The sequence below is a fragment of the Streptomyces sp. NPDC029159 genome (assembly GCF_055564055.1).
Map to the genome: position 1 here is coordinate 143,705 of NZ_JBVHWT010000008.1, position 24,960 is coordinate 168,664.

29 protein-coding genes are annotated in these 24,960 nt (G+C 72.7%); 10 read left to right on the forward strand and 19 right to left on the reverse strand.

What is annotated here, in order from left to right:
• The 4 genes from ACZ4U4_RS17930 to ACZ4U4_RS17945 form a co-directional block, all read right to left on the reverse strand.
• The gene (locus ACZ4U4_RS17930) at positions 1 to 699 is read right to left on the reverse strand and encodes a phosphonatase-like hydrolase (protein WP_467875209.1); all 699 of its coding nucleotides are present in this window, start codon (positions 697 to 699) and stop codon (positions 1 to 3) included.
• Between the two features lie 5 nt (positions 700 to 704).
• Entirely contained in the window at positions 705 to 1,826 is a 1,122-nt protein-coding gene (locus ACZ4U4_RS17935) for a TIGR03364 family FAD-dependent oxidoreductase (RefSeq protein WP_467874873.1), read from the reverse strand.
• A 138-nt stretch (positions 1,827 to 1,964) separates the two neighbouring features.
• On the reverse strand, positions 1,965 to 2,735 hold the full coding sequence (locus tag ACZ4U4_RS17940) for a GntR family transcriptional regulator (RefSeq protein WP_467874876.1): 771 nt from the start codon (positions 2,733 to 2,735) through the stop codon (positions 1,965 to 1,967).
• Positions 2,736 to 2,842: 107 nt separating this feature from the next.
• Complete coding sequence (locus ACZ4U4_RS17945) at positions 2,843 to 3,424, reverse strand: hypothetical protein (protein ID WP_467874878.1); 582 nt, start codon at positions 3,422 to 3,424, stop codon at positions 2,843 to 2,845.
• Between the two features lie 229 nt (positions 3,425 to 3,653).
• Here ACZ4U4_RS17945 and ACZ4U4_RS17950 point away from each other — a divergent pair, with 229 nt between their 5' ends.
• Positions 3,654 to 4,781 carry a Gfo/Idh/MocA family protein gene (locus tag ACZ4U4_RS17950; protein WP_467874881.1) on the forward strand — a complete coding sequence of 376 codons (1,128 nt, stop codon included), beginning with the start codon at positions 3,654 to 3,656 and terminating at the stop codon, positions 4,779 to 4,781.
• Positions 4,782 to 4,915: 134 nt separating this feature from the next.
• On the opposite strand, the gene ACZ4U4_RS17955 is transcribed toward ACZ4U4_RS17950, so the two are convergent.
• The 8 genes from ACZ4U4_RS17955 to ACZ4U4_RS17990 form a co-directional block, all read right to left on the reverse strand.
• Positions 4,916 to 6,640, reverse strand: coding sequence for a choice-of-anchor A family protein (locus ACZ4U4_RS17955; RefSeq protein ID WP_467874883.1), 1,725 nt, complete (start codon positions 6,638 to 6,640; stop codon positions 4,916 to 4,918).
• A gap of 171 nt (positions 6,641 to 6,811) precedes the next feature.
• Entirely contained in the window at positions 6,812 to 7,669 is an 858-nt protein-coding gene (locus tag ACZ4U4_RS17960; protein WP_467874885.1) for a fumarylacetoacetate hydrolase family protein, read from the reverse strand.
• A gap of 191 nt (positions 7,670 to 7,860) precedes the next feature.
• Positions 7,861 to 8,634, reverse strand: a complete 774-nt coding sequence (locus ACZ4U4_RS17965) for a YidC/Oxa1 family membrane protein insertase (protein WP_467874887.1) — start codon at positions 8,632 to 8,634, stop codon at positions 7,861 to 7,863.
• Between the two features lie 250 nt (positions 8,635 to 8,884).
• Positions 8,885 to 9,199, reverse strand: coding sequence for a DUF6412 domain-containing protein (locus ACZ4U4_RS17970; RefSeq protein ID WP_467874890.1), 315 nt, complete (start codon positions 9,197 to 9,199; stop codon positions 8,885 to 8,887).
• Positions 9,200 to 9,356: 157 nt separating this feature from the next.
• Complete coding sequence (locus ACZ4U4_RS17975) at positions 9,357 to 10,922, reverse strand: sodium:solute symporter family protein (protein WP_467874893.1); 1,566 nt, start codon at positions 10,920 to 10,922, stop codon at positions 9,357 to 9,359.
• Complete coding sequence (locus tag ACZ4U4_RS17980) at positions 10,919 to 11,152, reverse strand: DUF3311 domain-containing protein (protein ID WP_467874896.1); 234 nt, start codon at positions 11,150 to 11,152, stop codon at positions 10,919 to 10,921. The genes ACZ4U4_RS17975 and ACZ4U4_RS17980 overlap by 4 nt, the downstream gene beginning before the upstream one ends.
• A gap of 45 nt (positions 11,153 to 11,197) precedes the next feature.
• The gene (locus ACZ4U4_RS17985; protein ID WP_467874899.1) at positions 11,198 to 11,968 is read right to left on the reverse strand and encodes a class E sortase; all 771 of its coding nucleotides are present in this window, start codon (positions 11,966 to 11,968) and stop codon (positions 11,198 to 11,200) included.
• Positions 11,969 to 12,083: 115 nt separating this feature from the next.
• Entirely contained in the window at positions 12,084 to 13,397 is a 1,314-nt protein-coding gene (locus tag ACZ4U4_RS17990) for a DUF445 domain-containing protein (RefSeq protein ID WP_467874902.1), read from the reverse strand.
• A 396-nt stretch (positions 13,398 to 13,793) separates the two neighbouring features.
• Here ACZ4U4_RS17990 and ACZ4U4_RS17995 point away from each other — a divergent pair, with 396 nt between their 5' ends.
• The 7 genes from ACZ4U4_RS17995 to ACZ4U4_RS18025 all read left to right on the forward strand — a co-directional run bounded on the left by ACZ4U4_RS17995 (position 13,794) and on the right by ACZ4U4_RS18025 (position 18,318).
• The gene (locus ACZ4U4_RS17995; RefSeq protein ID WP_467874904.1) at positions 13,794 to 15,110 is read left to right on the forward strand and encodes an SGNH/GDSL hydrolase family protein; all 1,317 of its coding nucleotides are present in this window, start codon (positions 13,794 to 13,796) and stop codon (positions 15,108 to 15,110) included.
• An 81-nt stretch (positions 15,111 to 15,191) separates the two neighbouring features.
• Positions 15,192 to 15,716 carry a DUF6879 family protein gene (locus ACZ4U4_RS18000; RefSeq protein ID WP_467874907.1) on the forward strand — a complete coding sequence of 175 codons (525 nt, stop codon included), beginning with the start codon at positions 15,192 to 15,194 and terminating at the stop codon, positions 15,714 to 15,716.
• 102 nt (positions 15,717 to 15,818) lie between these two features.
• Positions 15,819 to 16,037 carry a hypothetical protein gene (locus ACZ4U4_RS18005; RefSeq protein WP_467874910.1) on the forward strand — a complete coding sequence of 73 codons (219 nt, stop codon included), beginning with the start codon at positions 15,819 to 15,821 and terminating at the stop codon, positions 16,035 to 16,037.
• Complete coding sequence (locus tag ACZ4U4_RS18010; RefSeq protein WP_467874913.1) at positions 16,018 to 16,554, forward strand: DUF6879 family protein; 537 nt, start codon at positions 16,018 to 16,020, stop codon at positions 16,552 to 16,554. Before ACZ4U4_RS18005 ends, ACZ4U4_RS18010 begins: the two co-directional genes overlap by 20 nt.
• Positions 16,538 to 17,395 carry a helix-turn-helix domain-containing protein gene (locus ACZ4U4_RS18015; protein WP_467874916.1) on the forward strand — a complete coding sequence of 286 codons (858 nt, stop codon included), beginning with the start codon at positions 16,538 to 16,540 and terminating at the stop codon, positions 17,393 to 17,395. The genes ACZ4U4_RS18010 and ACZ4U4_RS18015 overlap by 17 nt, the downstream gene beginning before the upstream one ends.
• An 81-nt stretch (positions 17,396 to 17,476) precedes the next feature.
• A complete protein-coding gene (locus ACZ4U4_RS18020; protein ID WP_467874919.1) occupies positions 17,477 to 17,710 on the forward strand; it encodes a DUF397 domain-containing protein in 234 nt (77 codons plus the stop codon).
• Positions 17,711 to 17,790: 80 nt separating this feature from the next.
• Entirely contained in the window at positions 17,791 to 18,318 is a 528-nt protein-coding gene (locus ACZ4U4_RS18025) for a hypothetical protein (protein WP_467874922.1), read from the forward strand.
• Here ACZ4U4_RS18025 and ACZ4U4_RS18030 read toward each other — a convergent pair.
• From ACZ4U4_RS18030 to ACZ4U4_RS18045, 4 genes are all read right to left on the reverse strand, one after another.
• Positions 18,255 to 18,974: a hypothetical protein gene (locus tag ACZ4U4_RS18030; protein WP_467874924.1), complete on the reverse strand. Its 720-nt coding sequence runs from the start codon at positions 18,972 to 18,974 to the stop codon at positions 18,255 to 18,257. The genes ACZ4U4_RS18025 and ACZ4U4_RS18030 overlap by 64 nt on opposite strands.
• 203 nt (positions 18,975 to 19,177) lie before the next feature.
• Positions 19,178 to 19,642 carry a hypothetical protein gene (locus ACZ4U4_RS18035; protein ID WP_467874926.1) on the reverse strand — a complete coding sequence of 155 codons (465 nt, stop codon included), beginning with the start codon at positions 19,640 to 19,642 and terminating at the stop codon, positions 19,178 to 19,180.
• 196 nt (positions 19,643 to 19,838) lie between these two features.
• Complete coding sequence (locus ACZ4U4_RS18040; protein ID WP_467874929.1) at positions 19,839 to 21,302, reverse strand: multicopper oxidase family protein; 1,464 nt, start codon at positions 21,300 to 21,302, stop codon at positions 19,839 to 19,841.
• 120 nt (positions 21,303 to 21,422) lie between these two features.
• Positions 21,423 to 22,271, reverse strand: coding sequence for a methyltransferase domain-containing protein (locus ACZ4U4_RS18045; protein ID WP_467874932.1), 849 nt, complete (start codon positions 22,269 to 22,271; stop codon positions 21,423 to 21,425).
• A 146-nt stretch (positions 22,272 to 22,417) separates the two neighbouring features.
• Here ACZ4U4_RS18045 and ACZ4U4_RS18050 point away from each other — a divergent pair, with 146 nt between their 5' ends.
• Both ACZ4U4_RS18050 and ACZ4U4_RS18055 read left to right on the forward strand, forming a co-directional pair.
• Positions 22,418 to 23,002, forward strand: a complete 585-nt coding sequence (locus ACZ4U4_RS18050; RefSeq protein ID WP_467874935.1) for a TetR/AcrR family transcriptional regulator — start codon at positions 22,418 to 22,420, stop codon at positions 23,000 to 23,002.
• 144 nt (positions 23,003 to 23,146) lie between these two features.
• Complete coding sequence (locus ACZ4U4_RS18055) at positions 23,147 to 23,341, forward strand: hypothetical protein (RefSeq protein ID WP_467874938.1); 195 nt, start codon at positions 23,147 to 23,149, stop codon at positions 23,339 to 23,341.
• A 73-nt stretch (positions 23,342 to 23,414) separates the two neighbouring features.
• Here ACZ4U4_RS18055 and ACZ4U4_RS18060 read toward each other — a convergent pair whose 3' ends face one another.
• From ACZ4U4_RS18060 to ACZ4U4_RS18070, 3 genes are all read right to left on the reverse strand, one after another.
• Complete coding sequence (locus ACZ4U4_RS18060) at positions 23,415 to 23,678, reverse strand: DUF397 domain-containing protein (protein WP_467874941.1); 264 nt, start codon at positions 23,676 to 23,678, stop codon at positions 23,415 to 23,417.
• Positions 23,679 to 23,825: 147 nt separating this feature from the next.
• Entirely contained in the window at positions 23,826 to 24,032 is a 207-nt protein-coding gene (locus tag ACZ4U4_RS18065; RefSeq protein WP_467874943.1) for a DUF397 domain-containing protein, read from the reverse strand.
• Positions 24,029 to 24,856, reverse strand: coding sequence for a helix-turn-helix domain-containing protein (locus ACZ4U4_RS18070; protein ID WP_467874946.1), 828 nt, complete (start codon positions 24,854 to 24,856; stop codon positions 24,029 to 24,031). The genes ACZ4U4_RS18065 and ACZ4U4_RS18070 overlap by 4 nt, the downstream gene beginning before the upstream one ends.
• Positions 24,857 to 24,960: the final 104 nt, after the last annotated feature.

Consider the following 24,960-nt stretch of genomic DNA (forward strand, 5'->3'; position numbering starts at 1 on the left):
TCACACCACCCCGAGGAGTGCGGGCAGTTCGGCGACCGAGCCGAGGACGTGGGTGGCGCCGGCCTCCGTCAGCCGGGCCGCGTCGTGGGCGCCGGTCAGCACGCCGGCGACGACCGAGGCTCCGGCGCGGCAGCCGCTGAGCATGTCGTACGAGGTGTCCCCGGCGACCGCGATCCGGGCCACGTCGGCGGTGGCGCGGGTGCGCAGCAGGGCGGTGAGGACCATGTCCGGGTAGGGGCGGCCGCGGCCCGCGTCGGCCGGGCAGAGGGTGAGGGCGGCGAGGTCGTGCCAGCCGAGCGCGTCCAGGATGGCGTCCTGGGTGACGCGGGCGAAGCCGGTGGTCAGCACGGTGGTCAGCCCGGCGGCGGTCAGCGCCTCGATCGCCTCGCGGGCGCCGGGCACCGGGGCGATCAGGCCCTCGCCGACCAGTTCGCCGTAGGCGCCCTCGAAGGCGGTGTTGGCGCGCCGGGCGGCGTCCTCGTCACCGAAGAGGTGGCGGAAGACGGAGATCTTCGACTCGCCCATGGTGGCGCGGACGTGGTCGAGCATGGCGGCGTGCGCGTCGCTGCCGGGGACGACGCCGAGGTGGCGGGCGGCGGCGTCGAAGGCGCGCTCGACGAGGCCGTCGTCGGCGACGGTGGTACCGGCCATGTCGAGGACGACCAGCTCGGTGGCGTGCGGGGTGTGCGGGGAGGTCATGTCGGTCACCAGCCCAGTTCGTCGGCGGTCTGTTCGGCGATCGCCGGTGAGCAGGTCATACCGCGCCCGCCCGGCCCGGTCACCAGCCAGGCGCCGTCGCGCACCTGCTGGCGGTGGACGACGCGGGAGGTGTCGGTGCACTGGGCGTAGACGCCGGCCCAGCGGCGGCGGACGGTCGGCAGCGGGCGGCCGAGGATCTTCTCGACGACGCCGGTGAGGTGCGTGTACGGGTCCTCGACGACGTCGAAGCCGAACGGCGTCTCGTACTCGTGGGTGTCGCCGATGGTCAGTCCGCCGTCGGCGCGCTGGACCATCAGCAGCTGCATCTTGTGCGCGGCGGCGGTCGGCGTCTGCTGCTGGACGGCGGCGAGCGCGTCCAGCGCCTCGCTCGCGTAGGCGGGGTAGTAGCGGAAGCTGTCGGCGTCGGCGACGGAGGTGGTCAGCTTCTCGCCGAGCGGGTCGGTCTGCATCATCTGGAGGCGGACGCGGCGGACCGGCAGCTCGGGGGCGAGTTCGCGGACGAGTCCGCCGAGCCGGGCGCCGGTGCAGAGGAGGACGGTGTCGCCGTGGTGGACGTCGCCGTGGTCGTCGCGGACGGCGCCGTCGTCGGTGAGGTCGCGGACCTCGCGGCCACCGAGGTAGGTGTAGCGGCCGGAGGCCAGCAGGGCGTCCTTGAGGGCGCGTTGGGCGACGCGGGGTTCGACGGCGGCGTCGCGCTCGCACCACAGGGCGCCGAGGAAGTCGCCGCGCAGGGCGGGGTTGATCTCGCGGGCGGCGGGCGCGTCGAGGAGGGCGTAGCCGCGGGCGGCGGCGTCCGGGCGGCGGGTGGCGGCCTCGGCGACGGCGCGTTCCGCCTCGTTCATGACGACGCTGAGCGATCCGGTGGCGCGGAAGCCGATGCCGGGGACGCGGGCGCCGATCTCCTCCCACAGCTCGCGGGCGCGCAGCGCGGTGTCCAGCTCCTCGCCCCCCGCCCGGCCGCTGACCCAGACCTGCCCGAAGTTCCGGACCGAGGCGCCGCGGGCCTCGGCCTCCCGCTCGATGTGGAGGACCTCGTGGCCCCGTTCGACTGCGTGCCAGGCGTGCATGGTTCCCAGCACACCGGCTCCGACGACTATGACTCGCATGCCGCAGACGTTCGCGGCGGCGGGTGACCCCGAGCGGTCGCTCCGGCAACGGCGACGTGAACGAGGCCGCAATCCTGGCCTAGACCCGTTACCTTTACGTGACTTGAGGGGGAGGGCAGGCGTCGCGGCGGGCGGGGGTCAGTCGCCCGCGCGGGAGTTCAGATGGGTGGTGAAGGAGAAGCGGTCGCCGCGGTAGAGGGAGCGCACCCGCTCCAGGGGGCGCCCCGTGGTGTCCCGCGAGAAGCGGTGGATGAGCAGCATCGGCAGCGCCCCCGGCGTCCCGATGAGCAGCGCCTCCCGCGGCGTGGCGAGCACCGTCTCCAGCCGCTCGTCGGCGTCCCCGAACCCGATGCCGAGCTCGTCGTGGAGGTAGGCGTAGAACGACGAGTCGGGCGCGAACGCGGTGTCCAGGTCCGGGACGCGGGCGACCGCCACGTACGTGCTCTCCAGCCCGACCCGCTCGTCGTCGGCGAGGAGCACCCGCTCCATGTGCCAGACCGGGTCCCCGGCGGTCAGCCCGAGATCGACGGCGAGCACCGGCGGGCACGGGAAGCGGTCGAGCCCGATGAGCTGCCGCCCCGGGCGCCGCCCCTGGTTGCGTACGCCCTCGGTGTAGCTGGCCAGCGAGAGCGGCTGCGCCAGCTTGGGGCCGGCGACGACGGTGCCGCGCCCCAGCCGCCGCAGCCGCCCCTCCAGGATCAGCTCCCGCAGCGCCTGCCGCAGCGTCTCCCGCGACACCTCGAACCGCTGCGCCAGATCCCGCTCGGCGGGCAGCGACTCCCCCTCCTTCAACGTGTCGAGCAGCGCCGCGATGTCGACCTTCACCGCGTAGTACTTCGGTATGCGGCCGTGCTCGGGGATACCGGACCGGACGGGCGCGCCGGGGTGCCGGGGGTGGGGGGTGTTCACGGCGTGAGTCTTGCACGGGGAGGCAGTGGGGCGCGGCGGGCCGGTGGCCGCGGTGCGGCGCGGCGCCCGTCCCGCCGGGCCCGAACGCGGCAGGTCCCGGTGGCAGTTCAGCCGCGCAGCCGCCGGGCCGCTGTCACCAGTCCGGCGCCGCCCAGAAGGAGGACCGCGGCGACGGCGACGAGGGCGGGCATCGGCCCCTGACCTGCGTCGGCCAGCACCCGCGGCAGGGCGGGCCGGGCCCGCGGCACGGATGACGCACCGCCGACGGGCCGGTGCGCACCGGCCGGTACGGGGTGCCCGGCGGTGACGGCCCGGAGCGTGGTCTGCGGATGGCGCTCCCCGCGGTCGGCGGCGGACGGGGCGCGGTCGGCCAGGGCCGCAGACGCCGGTACGCCGCCGGGCGGGGCGACGGCCGCCCGCGCGGTGGCGGCGCCCGGGGCGACGGCACCGGCGCAGACCGGCCGGGCCCCGGCGAAGATCACGCGGAAGGTGGGGCCGGAGGTCCACCGGGCGGCACCGACTCCGGCTGCGGGGCGCCGGGAGAGCGCGGGGCGGGCCGGGGCGGCGGGAGCGGCCGGGGCGGTGCAGGGCCCGGCCGCTCCCGCGGGCGCGGTCGGGGCCGCGACATCGGCGGACACCGGAGGCTGGGCCGCCCCCATGGGCAGGGACTGGGGCGGGTGCGTCGCCATGGTGGTCCTTTGCTGCTCGCCGGCCGGGACGCGCGGCGACGCGGCCCCCGGCCCACCGCGTACCGCACGTGCCGGACCCTGCCACGGCCGACGCCCCCTGCCGGGAGGCCGGGCGCCGGGTGCACCCGACCGGGCGCGGGATACCGCCTGATCAGATGACTTACCGCCGCCCCGGGGACGACCGCACCCCGCCCGCCCCTTCCGCCCCCGCTGTTGCTTAAGTGGATTCATGAGCACTCTCCCCGGCACCTCCACTCCCCCGGCCCGCGACGGCGACCCGCTCCGCGTCGGACTGATCGGTTACGGTCTGGCGGGCTCGGTGTTCCATGCGCCGCTGATCGCCGCGACCGCGGGCCTGGTGCTGGACACCGTCGCGACCCGCAGCGCCGAGCGGCAGGCCCGGGCCCGTACGGAGCACCCCGGAGTGCGGACGGTCGCGGGCCCCGAGGAGGTCCTGGCCCGCGCCGGTGAGCTGGATCTGATCGTCCTGGCGACGCCCAACAAGACGCATGTGGCACTGGCCACCGCCGCGCTGGAGGCGGGGCTGCCGGTGGTGGTCGACAAGCCGCTCGCCGCGACCGCCGCCGAGGCCGACCGCCTCGCACGGCTCGCCGACGACCGCGGTCTGCTGCTCTCCGTCTTCCAGAACCGCCGCTGGGACAACGACTTCCGCACCGTGCGCAAGCTGCTGGACGAGGGGGCGTTCGGCGAGGTCCGGCGCTTCGAATCGCGTTTCGAGCGGTGGCGGCCGCTCCCGAAGGGCGGCTGGCGCGAGTCCGGCGACCCGGCGGAGCTGGGCGGCCTCCTCTACGACCTCGGCAGCCACCTCGTCGACCAGGCGCTGACCCTCTTCGGCCCCGTCACCTCCGTCTATGCCGAGTCGGACGTACGGCGGCCCGGCGCGGAGGCCGACGACGACACCTTCTTCGCGCTCACCCATGCGAACGGCGTCCGCTCCCATCTGTGGGCGGGCGCGGCCGCCGCCCAACTGGGCCCGCGCTTCCGGGTGCTGGGCAGCGCGGCCGGATATGTGAAATACGGCCTCGACCCCCAGGAGGCGGCGCTGCGCGCGGGCGACCGGCCCGGTGCGAAGGGCGCGGCGTGGGGCGTGGAGCCGGAGTCGGCCTGGGGCCGCCTGGGCGCCGGGGAGTCCCCGCTGACCGGGGGCGGTACGCCGGTGCCGACGCTGCCCGGTGACTATCCGGCGTACTACGCGGCGGTGGCGCGGGCGCTGCGCGAGGGCGGCCGGCCGCCGGTGACGGCGGCGGAGGCCGCGGCGGCGCTGCGGGTCCTTGAGGCGGCGAAGCGGTCGGCGGCCGAGTCCTGCACGGTCCGGATCGAGCACCCGGCGGCCTGAGACGAGGGGCGCGGGCCCGGCGGTCCGGATGCCCGCCCCGGCGCCCCCGGACATGACGGGGCCCCGGTCACCGTGGTGACCGGGGCCCCTCAGCGGGTGACGGCCGGACGTCGGGGTGTCGGCCGCCGGGTGGGTCAGTCGGTCCGGCGGTTGCGGAGGAGCAGGACGAGCGCCGCGCCGATGAGCAGCGCGCCGATGGCGGAGCTGATCAGCCAGGGGTTGCTGAGCGCACCACTGGCGGCCAGTTCGTCGTCGTTTCCGTGACCGTGGCCGTGGCCGCCACCGCCGGGGCCGTGACCGTGGCCATGACCATGACCGCCCCCGTCGGAGCCGCCGTCGCCCCAGCCCCCGTCACTCCACGAGGAGCTGGGGTGTCCGGTGGGGTGCGTGGGGTGTCCGCTGGGCTCGGTGGCGTGGTCGGTGGGCTCGGTCGGGTGCCAGGTGGGGTGCGTCGGACGGCCGGTGGGCTCGGTCGGCCACACCGTCGGGTGGACGGTGGGCTCGGTGGGATGCACCGTCGGATGGGTCGGATGCCCCGTCGGCTCCGTGGGGCGGACCGTCGGACGGGTCGGGTGCACCGTCGGCTCCGTGGGATGCACCGTCGGGCGCGTCGGGTGAACCGTCGGCTCGGTCGGCGTGGGGGTCGGGGTCGTAGGTGTCACCGTGGGCGCCGGAGTCGTCGGCACCGGGGTCGTAGGCGTCACCGTCGGGGCCGGAGTCGTGGGCGCCGGCGTCGTAGGCGTCACCGTGGGCGTCGGCTCCGTGGGCGACGGCGTGGGCGTCGTGGGGGACGGGGTCGGCGTCGGGGTCACCGCGCAGTCGGGCAGGTCGCCGGTGAACGGGTAGTCGTGGAGTTCCGAGCCGCTGGTGCCGCGGTGGTCCAGGGAACCCGCGGTGAAGAAACGGCCGTTCATACCGGGCACGGTGACCGTCGTCAGGCTCGACGGGTGGCCGACCAGGACGGCGCCCTGGAACTGCGCACTGCCCCGGAAGTGCACCGACGTCGCGTCCGGGAAGTTCCACAGCAGCCGCTGGCGGATACCGCGGGGCTGGAGGTCGTGGCCGATGTAGGTGCTGATGGTGCGGCTGGTGCCGAGCATGTTGACCAGGACGGTCGCGCCGTCGGGGATGTTCTCGAAGACGATGCCCTGATCGCCGCCGTTCGCCGACGCGATGTCGAAGTCGACGTGGAAGACCTGGAGTTGCGAGGTGCCGTCGCCGCGGAAGAGCGTCTGGTAGCCCTGGTTGACGGCGGTACCGGTCGCGGGGCGCGACGCCCCGTCCACGTAGGCGTAGCAGGAGCTGGACTCGGTCAGCTGGGCCCGCAGGCCGCGGTACGGGTCGGCGGCCCCCGGCTCGTGGACGGCGCTGGGCCGGACGGTGCCGCTGAGCGTCCCGCCGTACTTGACCACGCCGTGGGTGGACCCCTCCTCGGCGAGGAGACGCTGGTTGGGGGCGACGGTGACGTCGTGGCCGACGGTGAGGAAGTCCGAGCCGTTGGGCGGCGGGACCCGCGAACCGACGCCGACCACACCGACGTTGTAGACGCTCGATCCGGCGGTCTTGTTCATGGCGAAGTCGCCGAGGGCGACGATCTTGCCTTCGGCCTCGGCCGCCGCGCCGCCGACGTGGTAGTTGCCGCCGACGTAGATGTTGATGTTCTCGTCACGGCCCGCGACCGGGCCGTTGTGCGGATCTTCGTAGGAGCCGGGGCAGGCGCTCCCCAGGCAGGGGCCGAGGCCGCCCGGCAGGGGGTTGGCGAACACCACGGCGGCACCGAGCCCCAGCAGTGCGGCGAGCGCCGTACCGACCAGGGCGGCCAGCGCCGCCCTCAACCATCTTTTCTGCTTTCCTGGCATGCCGGGCACTATGCGGAGGGCGCCCGCGCGCACCGGGGAGCGCCCGGGCGCGCCGCCGGAAAACCGACCGGCAGATGGGCCATCGGGGAGCCATCTGCCGTAGCGACGCGCCCGGGCACCGTCCCGCGGGGCGTCACCCCGTCGGCCGACGCCCCGTCAGACGCGCTCCGGTCAGGCGTCCTTGAGCTGCTGGCGCTGGCGGCCCAGACCGTCGATCTCCAGCTCGACCACATCGCCCGACCGCAGATACGGCTTGGGCTCCGGCTGCCCCATCGCCACGCCCGCCGGGGTGCCGGTGTTGATGACGTCGCCCGGGTACAGCGTCATGAAGTGGCTGACGTACCGGACCACCTCGGCCACCGGGAAGATCTGCTCGGCGGTGGTGCCGCGCTGGCGCAGCTCACCGTTGACCCACAGCCGCAGCCCGAGCGCCTGCGGGTCGGGCACCTCGTCGGCGGTGACCAGCCAGGGGCCGAGCGGGTTGAAGGTCTCGCAGTTCTTGCCCTTGTCCCACTGGCCGCCCCGCTCGATCTGGAAGGCCCGCTCGGAGACGTCGTGGGCGACGGTGTACCCGGCGATGACGGCGCGCGCCGCGTCGTCGTCCGGGAGGTAGCGGGCGGTGCGGCCGATGACGACGGCGAGTTCGACCTCCCAGTCGGTCTTCTCGGCGCCCCGCGGCACCAGCACCGGGTCGTCGGGCCCGACGACGGTGTCCGGCGCCTTGAGGAAGATGATCGGCTCCTCGGGGACGGCGGCGCCGGTCTCCCGGGCGTGGTCGTGGTAGTTCAACCCGATGCACACGACCTTGCCGATCCGGGCGACGGGCGGGCCGGTGCGCAGCCCCGCCGCATCGAGGACGGGCAGCTCGCCCGCGCCCGCGGCCGTACGGATGCGGGCCAGCGCCGCACCGTCCGCGAGCAGCGCCCCGTCGATGTCCGGCACCAGGCCGGAGAGGTCCCGCAGCACCCCGTCCGCGTCACGCAGCGCCGGGCGTTCCGCCCCTGTGGTTCCGACACGCAGCAGCTTCATCGGTCACTCCCGTGGTCGAAGGTCGGCCCGGAAGGGTCCTCCCGGGCCGGCCGATGGGGACGGCCATCGGGCAGTCGGCGATCGTGCAGGAACGCCGCCCACTCCGCAAGACCCCCGTCCACGGGGTGGGACGGGGGGCCGGAATCCCCCGCTCGGGCGGCCCCGATGCGAAGGTTTTCGGCCCTCCCGGCTCAGCTCCGGGCCGGTACCGTCTCCGTCCGCACGGCGCCGCCGTCCCGGCCCGTTCCGGACGCCGTGGCGGGCCGGTCGCGGTGGAGCAGGGCGCGCTCGACGGCGGTCCACGCCGTGGTGGTGACGACGTACAGCGCGGCGGCGAGCGGCACCACGGCGACGGTGATCAGCGTGGCGTACGAGAGCAGCGGCAGCACCTTGGTCAGGCCCGCGGCGCCCGGCAGCGCGGGCGTCTCACCGTCCGGCCGCCGGGCCGCGGCGGCCCGCGCCCGCTTCAGGTTCCAGGTGGCGACGGCGCAGACCAGCGCGAAAAGCCCCAGGTAGACCAGCCCGTGCGGGCCGAACGGGCCGCCGTCGGCCAGCGCCTGCGTCCAGTGCCCGCCGAGCGGCGCGCCGAAGAGCGTGTGGCCGAGTAGCCCGGAGCCGCCGGTGGAGAAGAGGTGGTACATCACGAAGAAGACGGGCAGTTGGAGCAGCGAGGGCAGGCAGCCGGCGAGCGGGGAGGCGCCGGTGGTGGCGTACAGCTCGGTGGTGGCGCGGCGCAGCTTCTCCGGGTCGCCCTTGTGCTTGCGCTGGAGCGCGGTGAGCTGCGGGGCGAGCGCGGCGCGGGCCTTCTCGCCGCGGGCGGCGGCGCGGGCCAGCGGGTGCAGCGCGGCGCGGACCGCCAGCGTGCACAGGACGATGGCGGCGGCCGTGGCCGAGGCGCCGAAGAGCGGTTCGATCGCCTGCGCGCCATGCGCCAGCAGATCGCCGAGCAGACCGAAAACGGACATGGATGAGCCCTCCACGGGTCTCGTCGTGCCGGGATGAGGAAGCGGCGTGACGGGCCGTGCGGGACGCGGGTGCCGTGACCGGGGCGCCGGAACCCCGTGGCTACGGGGCCGATCGGGGCGGTTCCGGAACATGTGGGCGTACGCCCGGACCCCCGCGGTGCGGGGCCGGGGCGGGCTCCCCCGGAACGGGGGCGGGCCCTGGGTACGTCGCCGGTGCGGGCGGCCCCGAAGGCGGCTGCCCGCGGTGCGTCTACGCGGCCGTCGGGAGGGCGCGGCCGGGTGCCCTGGGCCGCGGGCGGCCCGCGGCGTCGGGGTCGCGTTGTGGCAGGAAGGCGGTGCGCCGCTCGCGGTCCCGGATCGCGGTACGGACCCGGCCCGGCGGCATCGGCCGGGCGGCCCCGGCGAGGAGCCCGAGCAGGAACGCCCGGCACAGCAGCAGCATGGCGCCGGTGGTCGCGGCGGCGGTGAGCGCCGTCGCCAGACCGCTCTCGGCCAGCAGCAGGCCGCCGAGGAGGAGCGCGAGCGCCGAGGTGTGGAGCCGCCAGAATTCGGCGATGCGGGGCACCGGGCGCCTCCTCACGGCGGTCGGTCGGTGCGCCGGGCGGGCCCGGCGCGGCCCGCGCCCGTTCGGCGCGGGGCCTGTCGTGGCGTCAAGGGTAACCACGGTGCGTACGGTTCGGGGAGCGGGTGGGCTAAAGACCTGGTCCGCCCACCCGCACCGGTCAGTTCTCCGCGCCCACCGCGACGCCCCGGTCCCGCTCCGCCGACCGCGGGAACTCGTCGTCCACGGCCAGCACCTCCCCGTCCGGCCGCGCGTCCCGCTCGCGCGGTCCGAAGCGGGTGACGGCGAGGGCGACGGCGATGTTCAGCACCAGCGCGAGCAGACCCGCGTTGACGCCCCACAGCGGGTCGTGGCCGCTGAAGACCGCCGTGCAGACGAGGGCGATCCCGCACACCGCCCCGGCGACCGCCGCCTGCCAGGTGAAGCGCCGCCAGACCAGCCCCAGCAGCAGCATCGGCACCAGTTGGGCCATGCCCTCGTACGAGATGAGGGAGAGGCGGACGAGGGTCTGCGGGGCGAAGTAGGTCAGCAGCAGCGCGAGGGTGCCGGCGGCGACCACGACAAGCTGCGACCAGCGCTTCTGCCGCTGCCCGGCCGCACCGTCCACCGGCGCCTCCTGGCCCGCCCCGCCGCCGGAGCGCGCACCGAACACGCTGCGCCCCCACATCGTGCCGATGACCAGCATGAACACCGCCATCGGGACGATCGAGGAGAGCGCCGCGGCCACCCCGATCACGCCGACCGCCCAGGCCGGCAGGGAGTCGGTGACCAGCTTGAAGAGCGCCAGGTCGGACTGGGTGCCGGTCAGCCCCGGCACCACGAACAGCGCCGCCATGCCGAGCGCCACCGGCACGAACAGCAGCACGTTGTACGCGGGCAGGTAGACGGCGTTGCGGCGCAGGGTGTCGGCGCTGCGGGCGCCGAGGTAGCCGGCGACGGTCGTCGGGAAGATCACCACGGTCAGGGAGTTGACGACGGTGGTGGAGATGAACCAGCCCTGGCCGAGCCCGCCGGACTCGTGCCCGGGGAACGTCAGCCACTGCGGCTTCTCCGCGACCACCCGGTCGAGGAAGGCGCCGTAGCCGTCGAAGTAGTGCAGCGGCACATAGACGACGAGGAAGCCGAGGGTGGCGATGACCAGGACATCCTTGAGGACGGAGACCCAGGCGCTGCCGCGCAGCCCGCTGACCACGACGAAGGTGGTGGTGAGGGCGAAGCCGAGGAAGTACGCCCAGTTGAGGCTGATCGCGCCGTAGGAGATCGTCGAGACGACGACGCCCATGCCGGTGATCTGCAGCTGGATGTACGGCAGCAGGCAGACGGTGGCGAAGAGGGCGACGGCGGTGCCCAGCCAGGGGCGGCCGTAGCGGTGCGCGACGATGTCGGTGATGCCGACCAGCCCGTGGCGGCGCGCGTACGCCCAGAGCATCGGGCCGACGACATAGCCCAGGGCGTAGCCGCAGGACATGTAGGCGATGACGTAGAGGACCGGGGCGCCGAAGCGGTAGCCCCAGCCGGCGGCGCCGAGGTAGCTGAAGCTGGTGTAGCTCTCGCCGGCCATCAGCACCCAGATGAAGACGGTGCCCAGGCTGCGGCCGCCGACCGACCACTCGGCGAGCCCGCGCTCACGGCGTCCGCCGCGCCGGGCGCGGACCGCCAGCAGGCCGAGCGCCAGGGTCAGCGCCATGAAGGCGGCGAAGACGGAGGTGGCGACGGTCGCCTTCATCGGTGCCCCCGCCGCAGATCACCGCGGCGCGCCAGCCACACCGCGCCCGGTGTCGCCACGGTCGCCAGCAGCATCCAGAAGAAGAGGAACGGCAGCCCGAACACGGTCGGCGTGAGCCGGTTGACCAGCGGCAACACCGCCAGGAAGAGGACGTAGGGCAGCAGCAGCCACAGCAGCGCCGGGCGCTTGCGGGAGCCCGGGGACGCGCCGCCGGGTGTCTGATTTCGCACGGGGCGAGAGCTTAAGCGCTCCCCTGCCTCCGGCGGCAGGCCGCGTCAGCGCGGACTGCTGGTGCGCAGCTGCGCCCAGACGATCAGCCGGTACGTGGAGGTGAACTCCGGCGTACAGGTCGTCAGGGTGAGATAGGAGCCCGGGGCGGAGAACCCGTACGCGGGGTGGACGGTGCTGCGCGGGACGGGCGCGAGGACACCGGTGTCGCCGGGGGTGGTGCGGGGCAGCACGGCGCGGACGACGTAGGTGAGGACGGCGTCGGCGGTGTCGATACGGACGGTGTCGCCCGCCCGCACCCGGTCGAGGTGGCGGAACGGCTCGCCGTGGGTGTTGCGGTGCCCGGCCAGCGCGGTGTTGCCGTCGGCGCCGGGCTGTGCGGTGCCCGGGTAGTGCCCCACGTACCCCTTGTCGAGGACCGCGGCCCGGCCGATGCCCTCGGCGACCGGTACGTCGAGCCCGAGGCGGGGGATGCGGAGGACGGCGTACCCGTCGGCGGCCGGACGCGGCGGCGCGGGGCGGGCGGCCGGAGTGTGCGGACGCGGGGCCGGGCCCGCCGTCGGCGCGGGGTCGGAGGAGGCGGGGCCGGGCGGGGCGGCGGGCGGGCGCTCCGGGCGGGCCCACCGGCGTTCCAGTTGCCCGACGCGGTCCTGTGCGGCCTCGTGGGCCTGGCGGTTGGTCCACCACAGCTGGTGGACGACGAGCAGCAGCAGGACCGCCCCGCAGGTGACCGCCGTCTCGGCGAGCGTCCGCACCGCCCGGCCCGGCGCCCGCCGCCGCCCGCGCACCGCAACCGCCCGCTCCCAGGACCCCTGCACGCGGGCACCGTAGACCCTGCGGGTGGAGGTCACCAGGGGTGGAGGCGTCCGGCCTCAGGCGCGGGCCGGCCGCCCGGATGCGGGCCGGGCGCCGGCCGCGCCCCGCCCGGCCCGCTCACCACCCGAACACCTGCGAGACCGCGTAGATGCCCAGTCCGGCCAGCGCGCCGACCACCGTGCCGTTGATCCGGATGAACTGGAGATCGCGCCCGATGTGCGCCTCGATCTTCCGGGAGGTCTGTTCGGCGTCCCAGGAGGCGACGGTGTCGGTGATCAGCGCGGTGATCTCGTGCTGATAGGTCGTCACGACGTAGACGGCGGCGCCCTCCAGCCAGCCGTCGACCTTGCCCTGGAGCCGTGCGTCGCGGACGAGGCGCTGCCCCAGGGAGAGCAGGGCGGCGCGGGCCCGCTGCCGCAGTTCGCTGTTCTCGTCCTCCGCCGCCGCGACGATCATCGCGCGGACCGCGTTCCAGGCGGATGCGATGAGGTCCTGCACCTCGCCGCGGCCCAGCACCTCGGACTTGAGGCGTTCGACGCGGGCCCGGGTGTCCGGGTCGGTGCGCAGATCGGTGGCGAAGTCGGTGAGGAAGCGGTCCAGGGCGCCGCGCGCCGGGTGCTCGGGCATGTCGCGCATCTCGGTGACGAAGCGCAGCAGCTCCTTGTAGACCCGGTCGCCCACCCTCCGGTCGACGAACCGCGGCGTCCAGCCGGGCGCACCGCCGGAGACCGCGCTCATCACCGAGTCGCCGTGGGTGACCAGCCAGTCGTGGGCGCGGGCGCAGATCAGGTCGACCACCCGCCGGTGGCCGCCGTCCGCGACGATCTTGCCGAGCATCGAGCCGAGCCCCGGCGCGATCTCCTGCGCATCGGCCCGCCGGGTGATCGCCTCCCCCACGACCGCCTGGACGTCGGCGTCGCGCAGCACGGTCAGCGCCCCGCGCAGCGCCGTGGACAGTTCGGCGGTCACCCGGTCGGCGTTACGGGGCTCCGCCAGCCAGCCGCCGAGCCGCCGCCCGATGGCGACGGAGCGCAGTCGCCGGCGCACCACCTCGTCGGAGAGGAAGTTCTCCCCGACGAACTCACCGAGGCTCTGCCCCAGTTGGTCCTTCTTGGTGGGGATGATGGCGGTGTGCGGGATGGGCAGCCCCATGGGCCGTTTGAAGAGCGCGGTGACCGCGAACCAGTCGGCCAGCGCACCCACCATGCCCGCCTCGGCCGCCGCGGCGACGTATCCGGCCCAGCCCCCGGCGCCGGACGCCCCGGCCCACCTGGCGAGGACGTAGATCACTGCGACCGCCAGCAGCAGGCCGGTGGCGATCGTCTTCATCCGCCGTACGGCCCGGCGTCTGTCCCGGTCGGCGGCGGCCTGCGGGCCGGTACCGCCCGGCAGGGCCGCATGCGGCGCCGACGTCGTCTGCGTGCGTTCCATCCACTCCACCGTTCCCGAATCCCGCGGTGCGGCGCACCACGGACCGGCCGCGCCGCGCCGGATACCGGCCGCGGCAGGCCGCGTGGGTCAACTGTGACCCACCCGTGGAACGAACCACGAGTCCCACGCGTCGGTACCAGAGCCCGTCGTCACACCCCCGCCGTTCGGGACGGGAGAGTGGTGACAGGCTCCGAGGGGGCGCGCAAAGGGTGCCGGGCGCCCCCTGGATCCGCCGTGGGATCATGGCGGGACCGATCGGACCGCAACGGTGCCGCTGATCGCCGGACGCCCAGGTCCGCCGCCCTCCGAGCCGCGGAGGCGGCGGCAGCCGAGGCGCCCGGCCGCCCCTGCCCGCCCGGAGCCCGCGGCTCCGCCGTCCCAGGAGATCCGCCCCGCATGAACAAAAGTGTGGGCTACGCCCTGCTCGCCGGTCTGGCGGCCGTGGTGGTGCTCGTCTCGACCGCCATCTTCGTCGGCTTCGGTGGTACCGGCGGGTCCTGGGGCAACGACGACGCCACGCACCAACCCCGCAACCCGGCGGCGCCCGCCCTCTCCGGTCAGTGGGTCGGCACCTGGTCCGCGGCGGCCGCGGCCGCCGAGCCGGGCACCCTGGACGGCTACGCGGGCATGTCGATCCGTAACGTCGTGCACACCAGCGTCGGCGGCTCCAGCGCCCGTATCCAGCTGTCCAACCTCTACGGCACCCGCCCGCTCCCGGTCAGCCACGCCTCCCTGGCGCTCGCCGCGGCGCCCAGCGATCCGACGGCGGCGTCCGGCACCATGCGCCGTCTGGCGTTCGGCGGCCGGGCGGCGGTGACCATCCCGGCGGGCGGCGCGGTCACCAGCGACCCGGTCCGGCTGACCGTCCCGCAGGACACGGACCTGCTGGTCACCACGTACTCCCCGTCGCCGTCCGGCCCCGCCACGTACCACCCGTACGCCCGCCAGACGTCGTACCTGGCGCGCGGCGACCGTACGGAGGACACGACGGGCGCGGCGTACACCGAGCAGAGCCCGTACTGGCGGTATCTGACCGGCGTCGACGTGTGGAGCACCGAGGCGCACGGCGCGGTGGTGGTCATCGGCGACTCGATCACCGACGGCATCACCTCCACCGCGGGCGCCAACCACCGCTGGACGGACTTCCTCGCCACCCGCCTGCGCACCGAACCGGGCGCCCCCCGCTACGGCGTCCTCAACCAGGGCATCAGCGGCAACCGCCTGCTGGTCAACGGCTCCCGCTTCTCCCCCAACAACGGCCCCAGCATGCTCTCCCGCCTCGACCGCGACGCGCTCTCCCGCACCGGCGTGAAGGCGGTCGTCGTCGAGGTCGGCATCAACGACCTGCTGAAGACGCCCCGCCAGTACGACCCGGAGAAGATCCTCGCCGGGATGCGCCAGATCGTCCGCGACGCACACGCCCGCGGCCTGCGGGTGACCGGCGGCACGATCACCCCGTTCAGCGGCCACCGCGGCTACACCACCAAGCTCGACGACGTCCGCCGCAAGGTGAACGCCACCATCCGCTCCGGCTCCGTCTTCGACGAGGTCGTCGACTTCGACAAGGCCCTCCGCGACCCCTGGTCCCCCGAACACCTCCGCCCCTCCTACGACTCCGGCGACCACCTCCACCCCAGCGACGAGGGCTACCGCGCGATGGCCGACGCGATCAACCTGGAACATCTGCGGAGGGCGGCGCCGGCTTCGTTGTGAGGGGGCGCGGCCCTACCGTCGTCCTGGCTGCGGGGAACGGCCCCGCGGCCGGGGAGGAAGATCATGACGGGGAGGCCGTCCGTGCTCTTGGATGGTGAGGACTGGCGTCAGTTCTTCGACGCCTTCACGCACGAGGCATGGCGGTTCGAGGCGCAGCCCACGTACACCATGCCCAAGGAGCAGGAGAACGTCGCCCGCTTCCTGCGGGGCGAGGAGAAACCCGCCGGTCACAACGCCCGCTGGCACGAGCGGGTACGCGGATATGTCGCACACGGCCGGCGTATCGGCCGCGTCCGCATCGTGCGGCGGCCGCTCACCGACTATCAGCGGTACCAATTCACGTGGGGCATCCCCGGCAATATCGCGGCGGGTGAGGACATCCGCATTCTGGACGTGACCCAGGAGGATTACGGCCTGCCGCTCTCCGGGCGCGACTGGTGGATGTTCGACGGAGCCCGCATCGCCCATCTGAATTTCCGCCCCGACGGCACCCAGATCAACCGCGAGTCCTACGAGGGCGACCTCGCCCCTTACCTGGAACAGAAGCGCATCGCCCTGGAACACGCCGTGCCCTTCGAGGAGTACGTGAAGGGTCTTGACGGCTGACCCGCCAAGTTATGCACATACGTGACTGACGGCCCGCCGCTCTTGTGGCGCGCCCGCAGCGCTCCGTAGCTTGCTGACCACCGAGGACAGAGGGGGAATGCAGTGGACGGACTACGCGTGATCGCGGGCGGTTCGTGCAGCGGCGGTGACGACGACAAGTGCGGCGACGGCGACTGCCCGACCGTGTACGAGACGGTGGATCCGCTGATGCTGGCGGTTCAGGGGTACGACGTGGACCGGCGGACGCCTGAAGGTGAGTCGGTGGTCCTGATCCCCGAGAAAATCTTGAAGGAGGCAGCCCGTGCCCGTGGATGGCTCTAGCCCGATTCTCCTGGACGGAGAGGAGTGGCAGTCGTATTTCCGGGACTTCAAGCGCTCCGCGTTCCGCTTGGAGGTCCACCAGACGTACACGATGCCCGCCGAGGCGGAGACGGTACGGGCATTTCTCGCCGGGGAACCGGTGCCGGACGGTTTCAACGCCCGGTGGCACGGCCTGGTCCGGGACCACGCCACGGCCGGACGCCGCATGACGCGGGCCAAGGTCGTACGGCGGCCGCTGACCGACTACAGCCGCTATCTCTTCGAGTGGTGCATTCCCGGCAATGTCGCGGCCGGGGAGGACTACCGGATCGTCGATCTGACGGACACTCCGAATCCGGGAATTCCGGAACAGGATTTCTGGCTGTTCGACGACACCATCGTCGTCCACCTGAATTACCGCGCCGATGGTACACAGATCAACCGAGAACTGATCCAGCATCCCGATATCGACACGTACCTTGCGTGGCGGGATCTGGCACTCGAAAGCGCAGTTCCCTTTAGTGTCCATCGAGCCTGAGGAGCAGGGACGGGAACGCAAGGATCTGGCGGGGGCTCTCCGGAGCCTCCGCCACGCTTCCGGGTTGAGCGGTGAGCGCCTGGCCGTTCGCTGCAATATGAGCCAGACGAAGATCAGCCGCATCGAGACCGGCCGGGCCCTGCCGACCGTCATGGATGTCGAACGCATCCTGAAGGCTCTGGCGGTGCCCGCCGAAGTGGCCGACGAGATACTGCGGCTCGCCCGCCGGGCGAACGTCGATTACGCGTCGTGGCGCACCTACGCCCGCATGGGCCTGTACCGAAAACAGGCCGAGCTGAAAGCCCTGGAGTCTTCTTCGCGGGAGATGAGACATTTCCTTCCGGCTGTCCCCACCGGCCTCCTGCACGTCCGGGACTACGCCGTCGCCACCCTGTCGCCCACCGTCGAGAGCGATCCCGCCAGGGACGTGACCAGGGCGGTCGATGCCCGTATGGAGCGCCAGAAGGTGTTGGACGACACCTCTCGATCGTTCTACTTCCTGATGACCGAGCAGGCCGTCAGATGGCGTCGCGCCGCCTCGGAGGTCATGGCCGCGCAGTGCGTCCACATGGCGAAGGTGAACGGAAAACCGAATGTGCACCTGGGCGTGGTTCCGCAGTCGGCCGAGATTGCCGGAACCCCCATGAATATTTTCGTCGTCTACGACGACCGGCTCGTCACCGTCGAACTCTTCTCCGGCGAAGTCGTGCTGCGGGACCCACGAGACATATCCCAGCACCTTTCCTTGTTCGATCTCTTCTGGTCATATTCTCTCACCGGAGTTGCCGCCACGGAATTCCTCACGCATGCCGCTCAGACCTTTATGCGTCAACGTGACTAGGTCTTTGTTCACCATCGCCGCACCCCGATGATGGATTCGTGGCGAGAAACGCCACGGATGCCGAATCAGGGAGGCGCCCTCATGCCCGGAACCGACCTCTACGAACTCCCTCTCCCCGAACCGACCGCATTCTGCAAACCCTGCGGCGGCAATACCCACCCCGACGGCGAATCCTGCGTCACGCTCGCGGAGATCGGGCCCGGTGTGTGGGCGCTGGGGGACAGCAAGCGGCCGGGTGCGGAGCCGTTGCGGTTCACCGCTGCCGAGTTGGCCGCGGCGGGGATCGATCCGGCCCGCTTCGTGCTCTCGGCCTGAATCGGCCGTTCGCCCACCGGCGGCTGTCGCCCTCGCGGAGGGGCGGCGGCCGTCGCCAACTCGCCTGACGGGACGGACCGTTGCACTTCCACGGCTACGCATGGACCGGCGCCAAGCAGCGCTTCGACGAGGAGGCGCTGCGGCGGCCGCCGCACCCCGAGCCGCCGCCGGCGGACGGTAAGCCGGAGCTGATCCAGCGGTACCGGGAGGTGGCGGCGGAGTACCCCGTGGTGGACCTGCCGCCGCTGGAGACGGCGCGCTGGCTGGTCAAGCCGGGTGCGTTGGTGCGCGGCACCTGGGACGAGCCGACGGCGGCGGCCGACTGGCTCGGGGACCGGCTCGCCGCGTACGCCGCCCGTTTCGCCGCCGCGCCGGACCGCGCCCCGGCGCGGGCGGCGGCACTGGCCCGCCGCGCCGCCGCCCGTCTGGCCTGGGGCGGCGACGTGGCCCACGGCTTCTACCTGGAACGCCCGGCGTTCCTCTCCCTGGCGCTGGTGTGCTGCTCCCCGAACCGCGCGCTGCCGGAGCTGGACTGCCCGTTGGGTCAAGGACTGTCCGGGGAGGCGGGGCGCCGCCCGTTCAACTCCCCGTGGAGTTCCAGGAGGTAGGGGTGGTCCAGGCAGGCGTCATCGACGCGGCCCCGGACGTCGGTGAGGAGCCAGCCCAGCAACTCCGGGGTTGCGTGGTACTCGCTGTAGAAGCCCAGGCGCAGGTCGGTGATCTCGTACTCGAACATCACGTCGTCGAGGAGGTCGGCGAGGTGGGCGTCGGCGGCCGGGGTGCGGGTGGCGGTCCACACGTCCAGCCAGGGGCGCAGGGTGTCCGTGGCGACGGTGATGAGACTGAGGGTCTCCCTGATGCGGACGGGGCTGGGGTAGGTGTGCAACGTGGCCCGCCACCAGGCCGACCAGACCTCACGGAGGGCATCGGCCAAGGGCTTGTCCCATGTGGTCCAGGACGCCTCCAGCAAACGGGAGGCGATGAGGTTCTCGTCGACGTGGAACTCGCCGGTGACGGCGGGGCGGATGATGCGCGGGGTCAGCCGGCGGTAGAGGCGGGAGAAGTCGCCCCAGTGGCTGGGCACCTCCTGGGCGACGGAGGAGACCATGTCGTCGGATATCAGGTGCACCGGTCCGGCGAGTTCGGCGAGGTCCGGCTCGCCGTAGCAGTACGTGCACCCCTCGACGGGAAAGGGCTCCTCGCGGGCGAACGCGCGGTCCAGCGCGTCGAGCGCGGTCATCAGATGCTGCTGGTGAGGAGACATGGCGGCCTGCCGGGGACTCCGTCCGGGCGACCGGCGAAGAGCGCAGGTTATCAGCGCGCCCCCTTGTCCGTTGCGCTCTCCCGGCCCGCACCGACCGGGCCGCACCAGGCCCGCCCGAACCATCCGCCCCCGAACCGTCCGGGCCGCGCCCCATGGCAGGCGCAGCCCGGACGGCGGGTACAGCCCCCTACGGTCCTACGGTCCTACGGGTGGTAGATCTCCTGAAGGGCCGTGATCTTGCCCTGGCCGTTGAGGCGGTAGGCGAAGTGCGGGGTGTTGGTGAGCTGGTGGCTGCCCAGCCACTCCGGGGTGACCTTCACGGGGGTGTTGCCCTTGAAGACCGTGACGGTCGCGCCCCGCGCGAAGCCGAGCGTCCGGGCCTCACCGCTCGGGGTGTAGACGACGTCCTCGTCGTTCGCCGTGTTCACCTTGCACGTCTCCGGGGTGACGCGCACGACAGTCGTGCCGCCGGTGTTCCTGGCCGCATGCAGGTCGAAGAAGTGCTGGTAGCCGGTGGGCGGGTGGCACGGCTGCCAGGCCGTGGCCCGGACGGACGCGGGCGAGGCGCCCGCCGCCTGCGGGGCGGCCACGGCGGCCCCGGACACGGTGGCGACGAGGGCGGCGGCGGAGGCGAGGGCGGCGGCGCCGAAGACGTAATGGTGGTTCATGAGCATCCTCTGCTGCGAAGGTGCGAAAGTCTGCTGGCACCCGGTGAGAGGCCGTTCCGCGGCGATGCGTTGCACCGCGCAACCCCTAATCCGGCGCTCCGGCACGGTGGCATCCGTACCGCCGGGGAGACACGGCCCACGGGCTCCACGGCCGCAGCGGCCGTCGTCCCGTACGGCCACCAACCGCGCACGGTCGTCACTTCGTCCCGTGTGGATAGTCGCCGACGATGTCCAGGACGCCCATCATCCCGGCGTCCTCGTGGTTGAGGATGTGGCAGTGGAAGACCGTCCTGCCGGTGAAGTCGGTGAAGCGGACGCGGATGACGTCCCGGCCCCGGGCCGGGACGTTGACGGTCTCGTGCCAGCGCTGGAGCGGGGGTTCGGGTCTGCCGTTGGTGCTCATGAGCTGGAACTGGTTGGTGTGGAGGTGGAAGGAGTGCTCCTCGTCGCTGTCGTTGACGACCGTCCACTCCTCCACCGTGTTCAGCCGGGAGCGGATGTCGACGCGGTGGGGGTCGTAGACCTTGCCGTTGATGTAGAAGACGGTTCCGGCGGTGTTCTCCGTGAAGACGACCTGGTGGCGGGCGGCGATCGCCGCGTGGGAGAGGTCCTCGTTCGGCGCGAAGGAGACGGGTAGCCGGGCGGGCGGCACCGGGGTGCCGGAGGAGACCACGGTGGCGAGGGTGGCCCGGGGGAACTGGTTGCCGGCCTTGCCGGTGTTGTAGGGCAGCGTTTCCAGCTGGGTGGTGCCGGGCGGTCCGCCACGCACCAGGACGTCGAAACGGGCGGCGGCGGGGATGACCAGGGAGTCGGCGGAGTAGACCTGGCCGACGGGGTAGCCGTCCTGGGCGATCACGTGGAAGCGCTGTCCGGGCAGGTGGAGTTTGTAGTAGATGTTGGCGCCGATGTTGGCCAGCCGCCACAGCTGGGTCTCGCCGGGCCGGATGTGGATGACGGGGTTGAGCTGGCCGTTGACGGTGCGGTGGGCGGGGGCGCCGATGCTCAGCTTCTTGGTCTTCACCTCGTCGCCCTCCACCTGGAAGTCCTTCAGGGCGATGACGTGTTCGGTGATGCCGCGCAGCTTGGGAGGCAGGTGCCGGCGGAGCCCGTCGACGATGATGACGCCGGACTCGCCCCCCGCGACCTGGGACGCGGAGAGCATGTCGGCGTGGGAGTGGTACCAGTAGGTGCCCGGCTTCAGGTTGGCAGGGAGCTGGTACGCGTAGTGGTAGGTCTGGCCGGGCCGGATCGAGAGGAAGATGTCGTCCGACGGGCTGCGTGGGGAGACATGCAGACCGTGGACATGGAGGTTGGTGTCCTCGCCCGCCTGGTTCCGCATGGCGATCCGTACCCGGTCCCCGGGGCGGACCCGCAGCGTCGGCGGCATGTAGTGGCCGTTGTACGTCAGGGCCCACAGCTTGCGGCCGCCGACGTCGACCTTCCGCCGTTCCACCACGATCGTCGTGCTCAGCACACCGTTCCGGCTGGCCACTTCCGGGGGATCTTTCAGCTGCCGGCCGCCGTCCACCGCCGCGTCCACCCCGTGCTCCAGCGGAGCCTGTTGCGCGGTGCGCTGAGGACCGCCGCCGCAACCGCCCACCAGTGCCACGACGGCCAGCAGCAGGGCCGCGACGAGCAATCGCGGCAGGTAACGCGCCATCACCGGCTCCTCTGTCCAGGCACGGGACGCTGACGTGTCCCATCCCATCCCGCCGCCCGCCGCCCCGCATCCGCGGTGGGCTGATCGGCGACCGCGGGGATCAGCCGTCCGAACGACCCCCTAATCCGGCCGCCCCGCCCTGACCAGCCACGACGTGCTACGCAACCGGACCGTGCCGTCCGCCGCCTCATGGCCCCGCAGATGCTCCGTCAGGACGTCTCGGGCCTGCTCCCGCGCCGCCGCGTCGGCCCGTTCCAGCAGGTGCCGGCCGGGGCCGCTGCCCAGCAGGAACTCCGCCGCGTCCTCGGCGCTCTCCCCCCAGACGCCGTCCGCCTGTACCTGGCTGACGGTGACGCCGGTGAACCCGGCGGCGGTGAGCACGGCGCGGATGTGCTCCGGGTCGGCGAGGGAGAACATGCCGGGCGCCCCCGGTTTGCCGAGGTCGCCGAGCGGGAGGAGGCCGCGCAGGGACTCCACGGCCGTCACCCAGCCGTTGGCCTGTGGCTCGGCCGGGCAGATGAACGCCAGGCGCCCGCCGGGCCGCAGCGCCCGGCCGATGTTGGTGAACGCCGCCACGGGATCGGCGAAGAACATCATCCCGAACCGGCTGATCGCCGCATCGAACCCGCCCGGCTCGACGGCGTACACCTGCGCATCCCCTTGGACGAAGGAGACGTTGGCGACGCCTTCCCGCTCCGCGCGGGAGCGCGCCTCGGCCAGCATCGGGCCGGACAGGTCGAGGCCCAGCGCGCTCCCCCGGGGCGTGCGGAGCGCGGCGAGCCGGGTGGTCTGCCCGGCGCCGCAGCCGAAGTCGAGGGTCCGGGAGCCCTCGGTGAGGTCGGCGGCGTCGAGCAGTGGTGTGTTGAAGCCCTCGTTGACGGCGTTCCAGCGGTCCTGATGGCGGGCCCAGTGGGCGCCCTCGGGGCCGTTCCACGCCTGTGCCTGCTCGGTGTTGACGACGTCCGGCACGGTTGCCTCCTGTGGTGGACAGTGATGGACAACGAAGAATGGGCGTACGCCCAAACTGTATGGGCGCACGCCCAAACCCGCAATCCCTTTACCATCACGGGAGTTACGCACCCTGTGAGCGGGCGCGACGGCACGGAGGAGAGGTCATGTCCCCACGCGGAGTGGCGACGCCGGATGTGCGCGAGCGGCTGTTCGCGGCTGCCGAGCGCATCGTGGAGCGGGACGGTCCCGGCGCGCTGACCAGCCGTTCCGTCACCACCGAGGCCGGCTGCGCGAAGGGGCTGCTGCACGCCCACTTCGCCGGGTTCGACGCGTTCGTGGCCGAGCTGTGCCTCGACCGGTTCGCGCGGACGGCGGCCCAGGCGCAGGCGCTGCCGGCGCGCGCCGGGCAGGGCACGGTGGCGGAGAATCTCGACACCGTAGTCCGCGCGCTCTTCGCATCCGGCGGCCCCGCCCTGTCGGGCCTGGCCATGGCCCGCCCCGACGCCACCTCCCGCATCCGCACGGCCCTGGCGGACGGCGCACCGGGCTTCACCGCGATCGAGGAGGCCCTCACCGGCTATCTGGCGGCCGAACAACGCCTCGGCCGGGTGGCCCGCACCGTCGACCCGCCCACCGCCGCCCTCGCCCTCGTCGGCACCGCCCACCACCTGCTGATGACGGGCGGCCCGGACGCACCCGACCCGCGGGCCACGGTGACGCGGCTGGTCAGCGCGCTGGTGGGCGATTAGGTCAGCATCCGTACGCGCTTCTCCGGTTGACCGGGCTGTGCAAAGGGAGTTGACGGCGTACGTATGGTGAAGAGGAAACGCATCACCGCCTGCCCCGGGCTATGAGCCGGGCAGGCCGCACGGGGGAAGAAAGGTGCGTGCCCGATGATGATCGGGCTCCTCTCCACTCTTGCTGCCGTGTTCTACGGCGGCACGGTCTCGGTCCTCGCTCTCACCGCGACCTTCGCCCGGCGCCGCACCCTGCGGCGCGAAGCGCGCAGCACCCTCGCCGTCCTGGTACCGAGGAAGACGGTGGATCCGCAGCGGACGGACGGCGAGGCAGCGGGCCCCGGCAGCTGAGCGGTTACGGCGATCGGTCAGCCTGTGCACCCGCACCGGCCGACCGTCACCCCTGCGTCGACTGCCGACCAGCTCAGGCCCGGAATTCCCCACCCTTGACGCCCGCCACGAACGACGCGAACGCGGTGGCCGGAACGCTCAGTTGCGGGCCGTCCGGGTCCTTGGAGTCCCGGACGGGGACGACTCCGTGCGAGGCGACGAGGATGGCGGAGACCTCGATGCAGGCGCCGCCGTTGTTGCTGTGCGTGGACTTGAACCAGCGGTCGGCGGAGATCTCGATGCACTGGCCGCCGTTTTCGCTGTACGAGGACTTGATCCAGCGGGATTCGGTCGTCATGCCATGCCCCTTCGCAGGATGGTCAGCACGCTCAGGTTCCGTACGAGGGTAGGGCCCTGGTGGTGGCGCGGCGAGAGGGCAAAGGGAAGCCCCACCCGCCCTCCAACGCGGAGGAACGGGCGGGGCTTTCGCCGTACGCGGACCAGCTCAGGCGCGGAATTCGCCGCCCTTGACGCCCGCCACGAAGGACGCGAAGGCGGTGGCGGGGACGCTCAGCGCCGCCCCCTGCGGGACCTTCGAGTCACGGACGGGGACCACGCCGCGCGAAGCGACGAGGTTGGCGGCGATCTCGATGCAGGCGCCGCCGTTCTCGCTGTACGAGGACTTGAACCAACGGGGGGATTCGGTCGTCATGGGGAACCCTTTCGCAACTGCTTGATCATGGCCACGGATTCCGCCTGGGAGGGCGCGGCGGCCTGTAGTTGATGGTAGGACGTCAGCAGTGGCAGGACGAATGTGATGTCCCGCTCAAGATGCCCCTGGTGGGCCGACTCCGCGTACGACACAAGGGAGCGGTCAGGAAGAGTCAGCAGGTAGAGGGGCAGACTAAGCGGTCGCCGTGCTCCCATCGCGAACGGCGCAACTTGGAGCACGGTGTTCGGCAGATCGGCGAACTCAATCAGTCGCTCCAACTGAGCGTTCATGACGCTTCGTTCCCCGACAGGGCGAAGGAGACAACTCTCGTCCAGCATCACGAAGACCAGCGGCGCAGGCGTGCGGGCGAGAGTGGCCTGCCTCTCCTCGATGAGTGCGATCCGTTCGCCTGCCTGCTCCTCGGTGATCGCCCCGCGCTTCACCACACTCTCCAGCAGCGCCGTCGCGTACTCCGGCGTCTGGACCAGCCCCGGTATCACCCCGACTTCGTACAGACGGATCTCCGCCGCCTGGGCCTCGTGTTCGACGAACTGCGGGAAGCCCTCCAGCAGGCCCGAGTGCTGGAGCTTCCGCCACGCGCGTTCGAATTCTTCTCCGGTGCCCAGCGCTACGTCCGCCCGTCGGGAGAGCGGAAGAGTCGGGCGTTTGCGGCCAGTTTCGACGGCGGAGATATGCGTGCCCGAATATCCCATCCGCTCGGCCAACTCTTCCTGCTTCCAGCCACGTTCCTCACGTGACGTGCGCAAACGCGCCCCGAATGCCGCTTCCGGCGAGCTGTCCGGGTCCAACTCCTTGCGATTCACGGCTCGATCACCAACTTTTCCTCCCCCTGACACACGTTGAACGGCTCACTCAACGTAGGTCACGCTGCCTCTCGCTGGTAGCGGAATGACTACGGAGAGGCACT

What these genes read in the sequence shown, in the direction of transcription:
- ACZ4U4_RS17975 (WP_467874893.1), bottom strand. Translation starts at nt 10,922, where the DNA reads ATGAAGGCGACCGTCGCCACCTCCGTCTTCGCCGCCTTCATGGCGCTG.
- ACZ4U4_RS18065 (WP_467874943.1), bottom strand. Translation starts at nt 24,032, where the DNA reads ATGACGACCGAATCCCCCCGTTGGTTCAAGTCCTCGTACAGCGAGAAC.
- ACZ4U4_RS17950 (WP_467874881.1), top strand. Translation starts at nt 3,654, where the DNA reads ATGAGCACTCTCCCCGGCACCTCCACTCCCCCGGCCCGCGACGGCGAC.
- ACZ4U4_RS17995 (WP_467874904.1), top strand. Translation starts at nt 13,794, where the DNA reads ATGAACAAAAGTGTGGGCTACGCCCTGCTCGCCGGTCTGGCGGCCGTG.
- ACZ4U4_RS18060 (WP_467874941.1), bottom strand. Translation starts at nt 23,678, where the DNA reads ATGACGACCGAATCCCGCTGGATCAAGTCCTCGTACAGCGAAAACGGC.
- ACZ4U4_RS18035 (WP_467874926.1), bottom strand. Translation starts at nt 19,642, where the DNA reads ATGAACCACCATTACGTCTTCGGCGCCGCCGCCCTCGCCTCCGCCGCC.
- ACZ4U4_RS17960 (WP_467874885.1), bottom strand. Translation starts at nt 7,669, where the DNA reads ATGAAGCTGCTGCGTGTCGGAACCACAGGGGCGGAACGCCCGGCGCTG.
- ACZ4U4_RS17945 (WP_467874878.1), bottom strand. Translation starts at nt 3,424, where the DNA reads ATGGCGACGCACCCGCCCCAGTCCCTGCCCATGGGGGCGGCCCAGCCT.
- ACZ4U4_RS17990 (WP_467874902.1), bottom strand. Translation starts at nt 13,397, where the DNA reads ATGGAACGCACGCAGACGACGTCGGCGCCGCATGCGGCCCTGCCGGGC.
- ACZ4U4_RS18055 (WP_467874938.1), top strand. Translation starts at nt 23,147, where the DNA reads ATGATGATCGGGCTCCTCTCCACTCTTGCTGCCGTGTTCTACGGCGGC.
- ACZ4U4_RS17935 (WP_467874873.1), bottom strand. Translation starts at nt 1,826, where the DNA reads ATGCGAGTCATAGTCGTCGGAGCCGGTGTGCTGGGAACCATGCACGCC.
- ACZ4U4_RS17965 (WP_467874887.1), bottom strand. Translation starts at nt 8,634, where the DNA reads ATGTCCGTTTTCGGTCTGCTCGGCGATCTGCTGGCGCATGGCGCGCAG.
- ACZ4U4_RS18040 (WP_467874929.1), bottom strand. Translation starts at nt 21,302, where the DNA reads ATGGCGCGTTACCTGCCGCGATTGCTCGTCGCGGCCCTGCTGCTGGCC.
- ACZ4U4_RS18030 (WP_467874924.1), bottom strand. Translation starts at nt 18,974, where the DNA reads ATGTCTCCTCACCAGCAGCATCTGATGACCGCGCTCGACGCGCTGGAC.
- ACZ4U4_RS17955 (WP_467874883.1), bottom strand. Translation starts at nt 6,640, where the DNA reads ATGCCAGGAAAGCAGAAAAGATGGTTGAGGGCGGCGCTGGCCGCCCTG.
- ACZ4U4_RS17930 (WP_467875209.1), bottom strand. Translation starts at nt 699, where the DNA reads ATGACCTCCCCGCACACCCCGCACGCCACCGAGCTGGTCGTCCTCGAC.
- ACZ4U4_RS18020 (WP_467874919.1), top strand. Translation starts at nt 17,477, where the DNA reads ATGCCCGGAACCGACCTCTACGAACTCCCTCTCCCCGAACCGACCGCA.
- ACZ4U4_RS18050 (WP_467874935.1), top strand. Translation starts at nt 22,418, where the DNA reads ATGTCCCCACGCGGAGTGGCGACGCCGGATGTGCGCGAGCGGCTGTTC.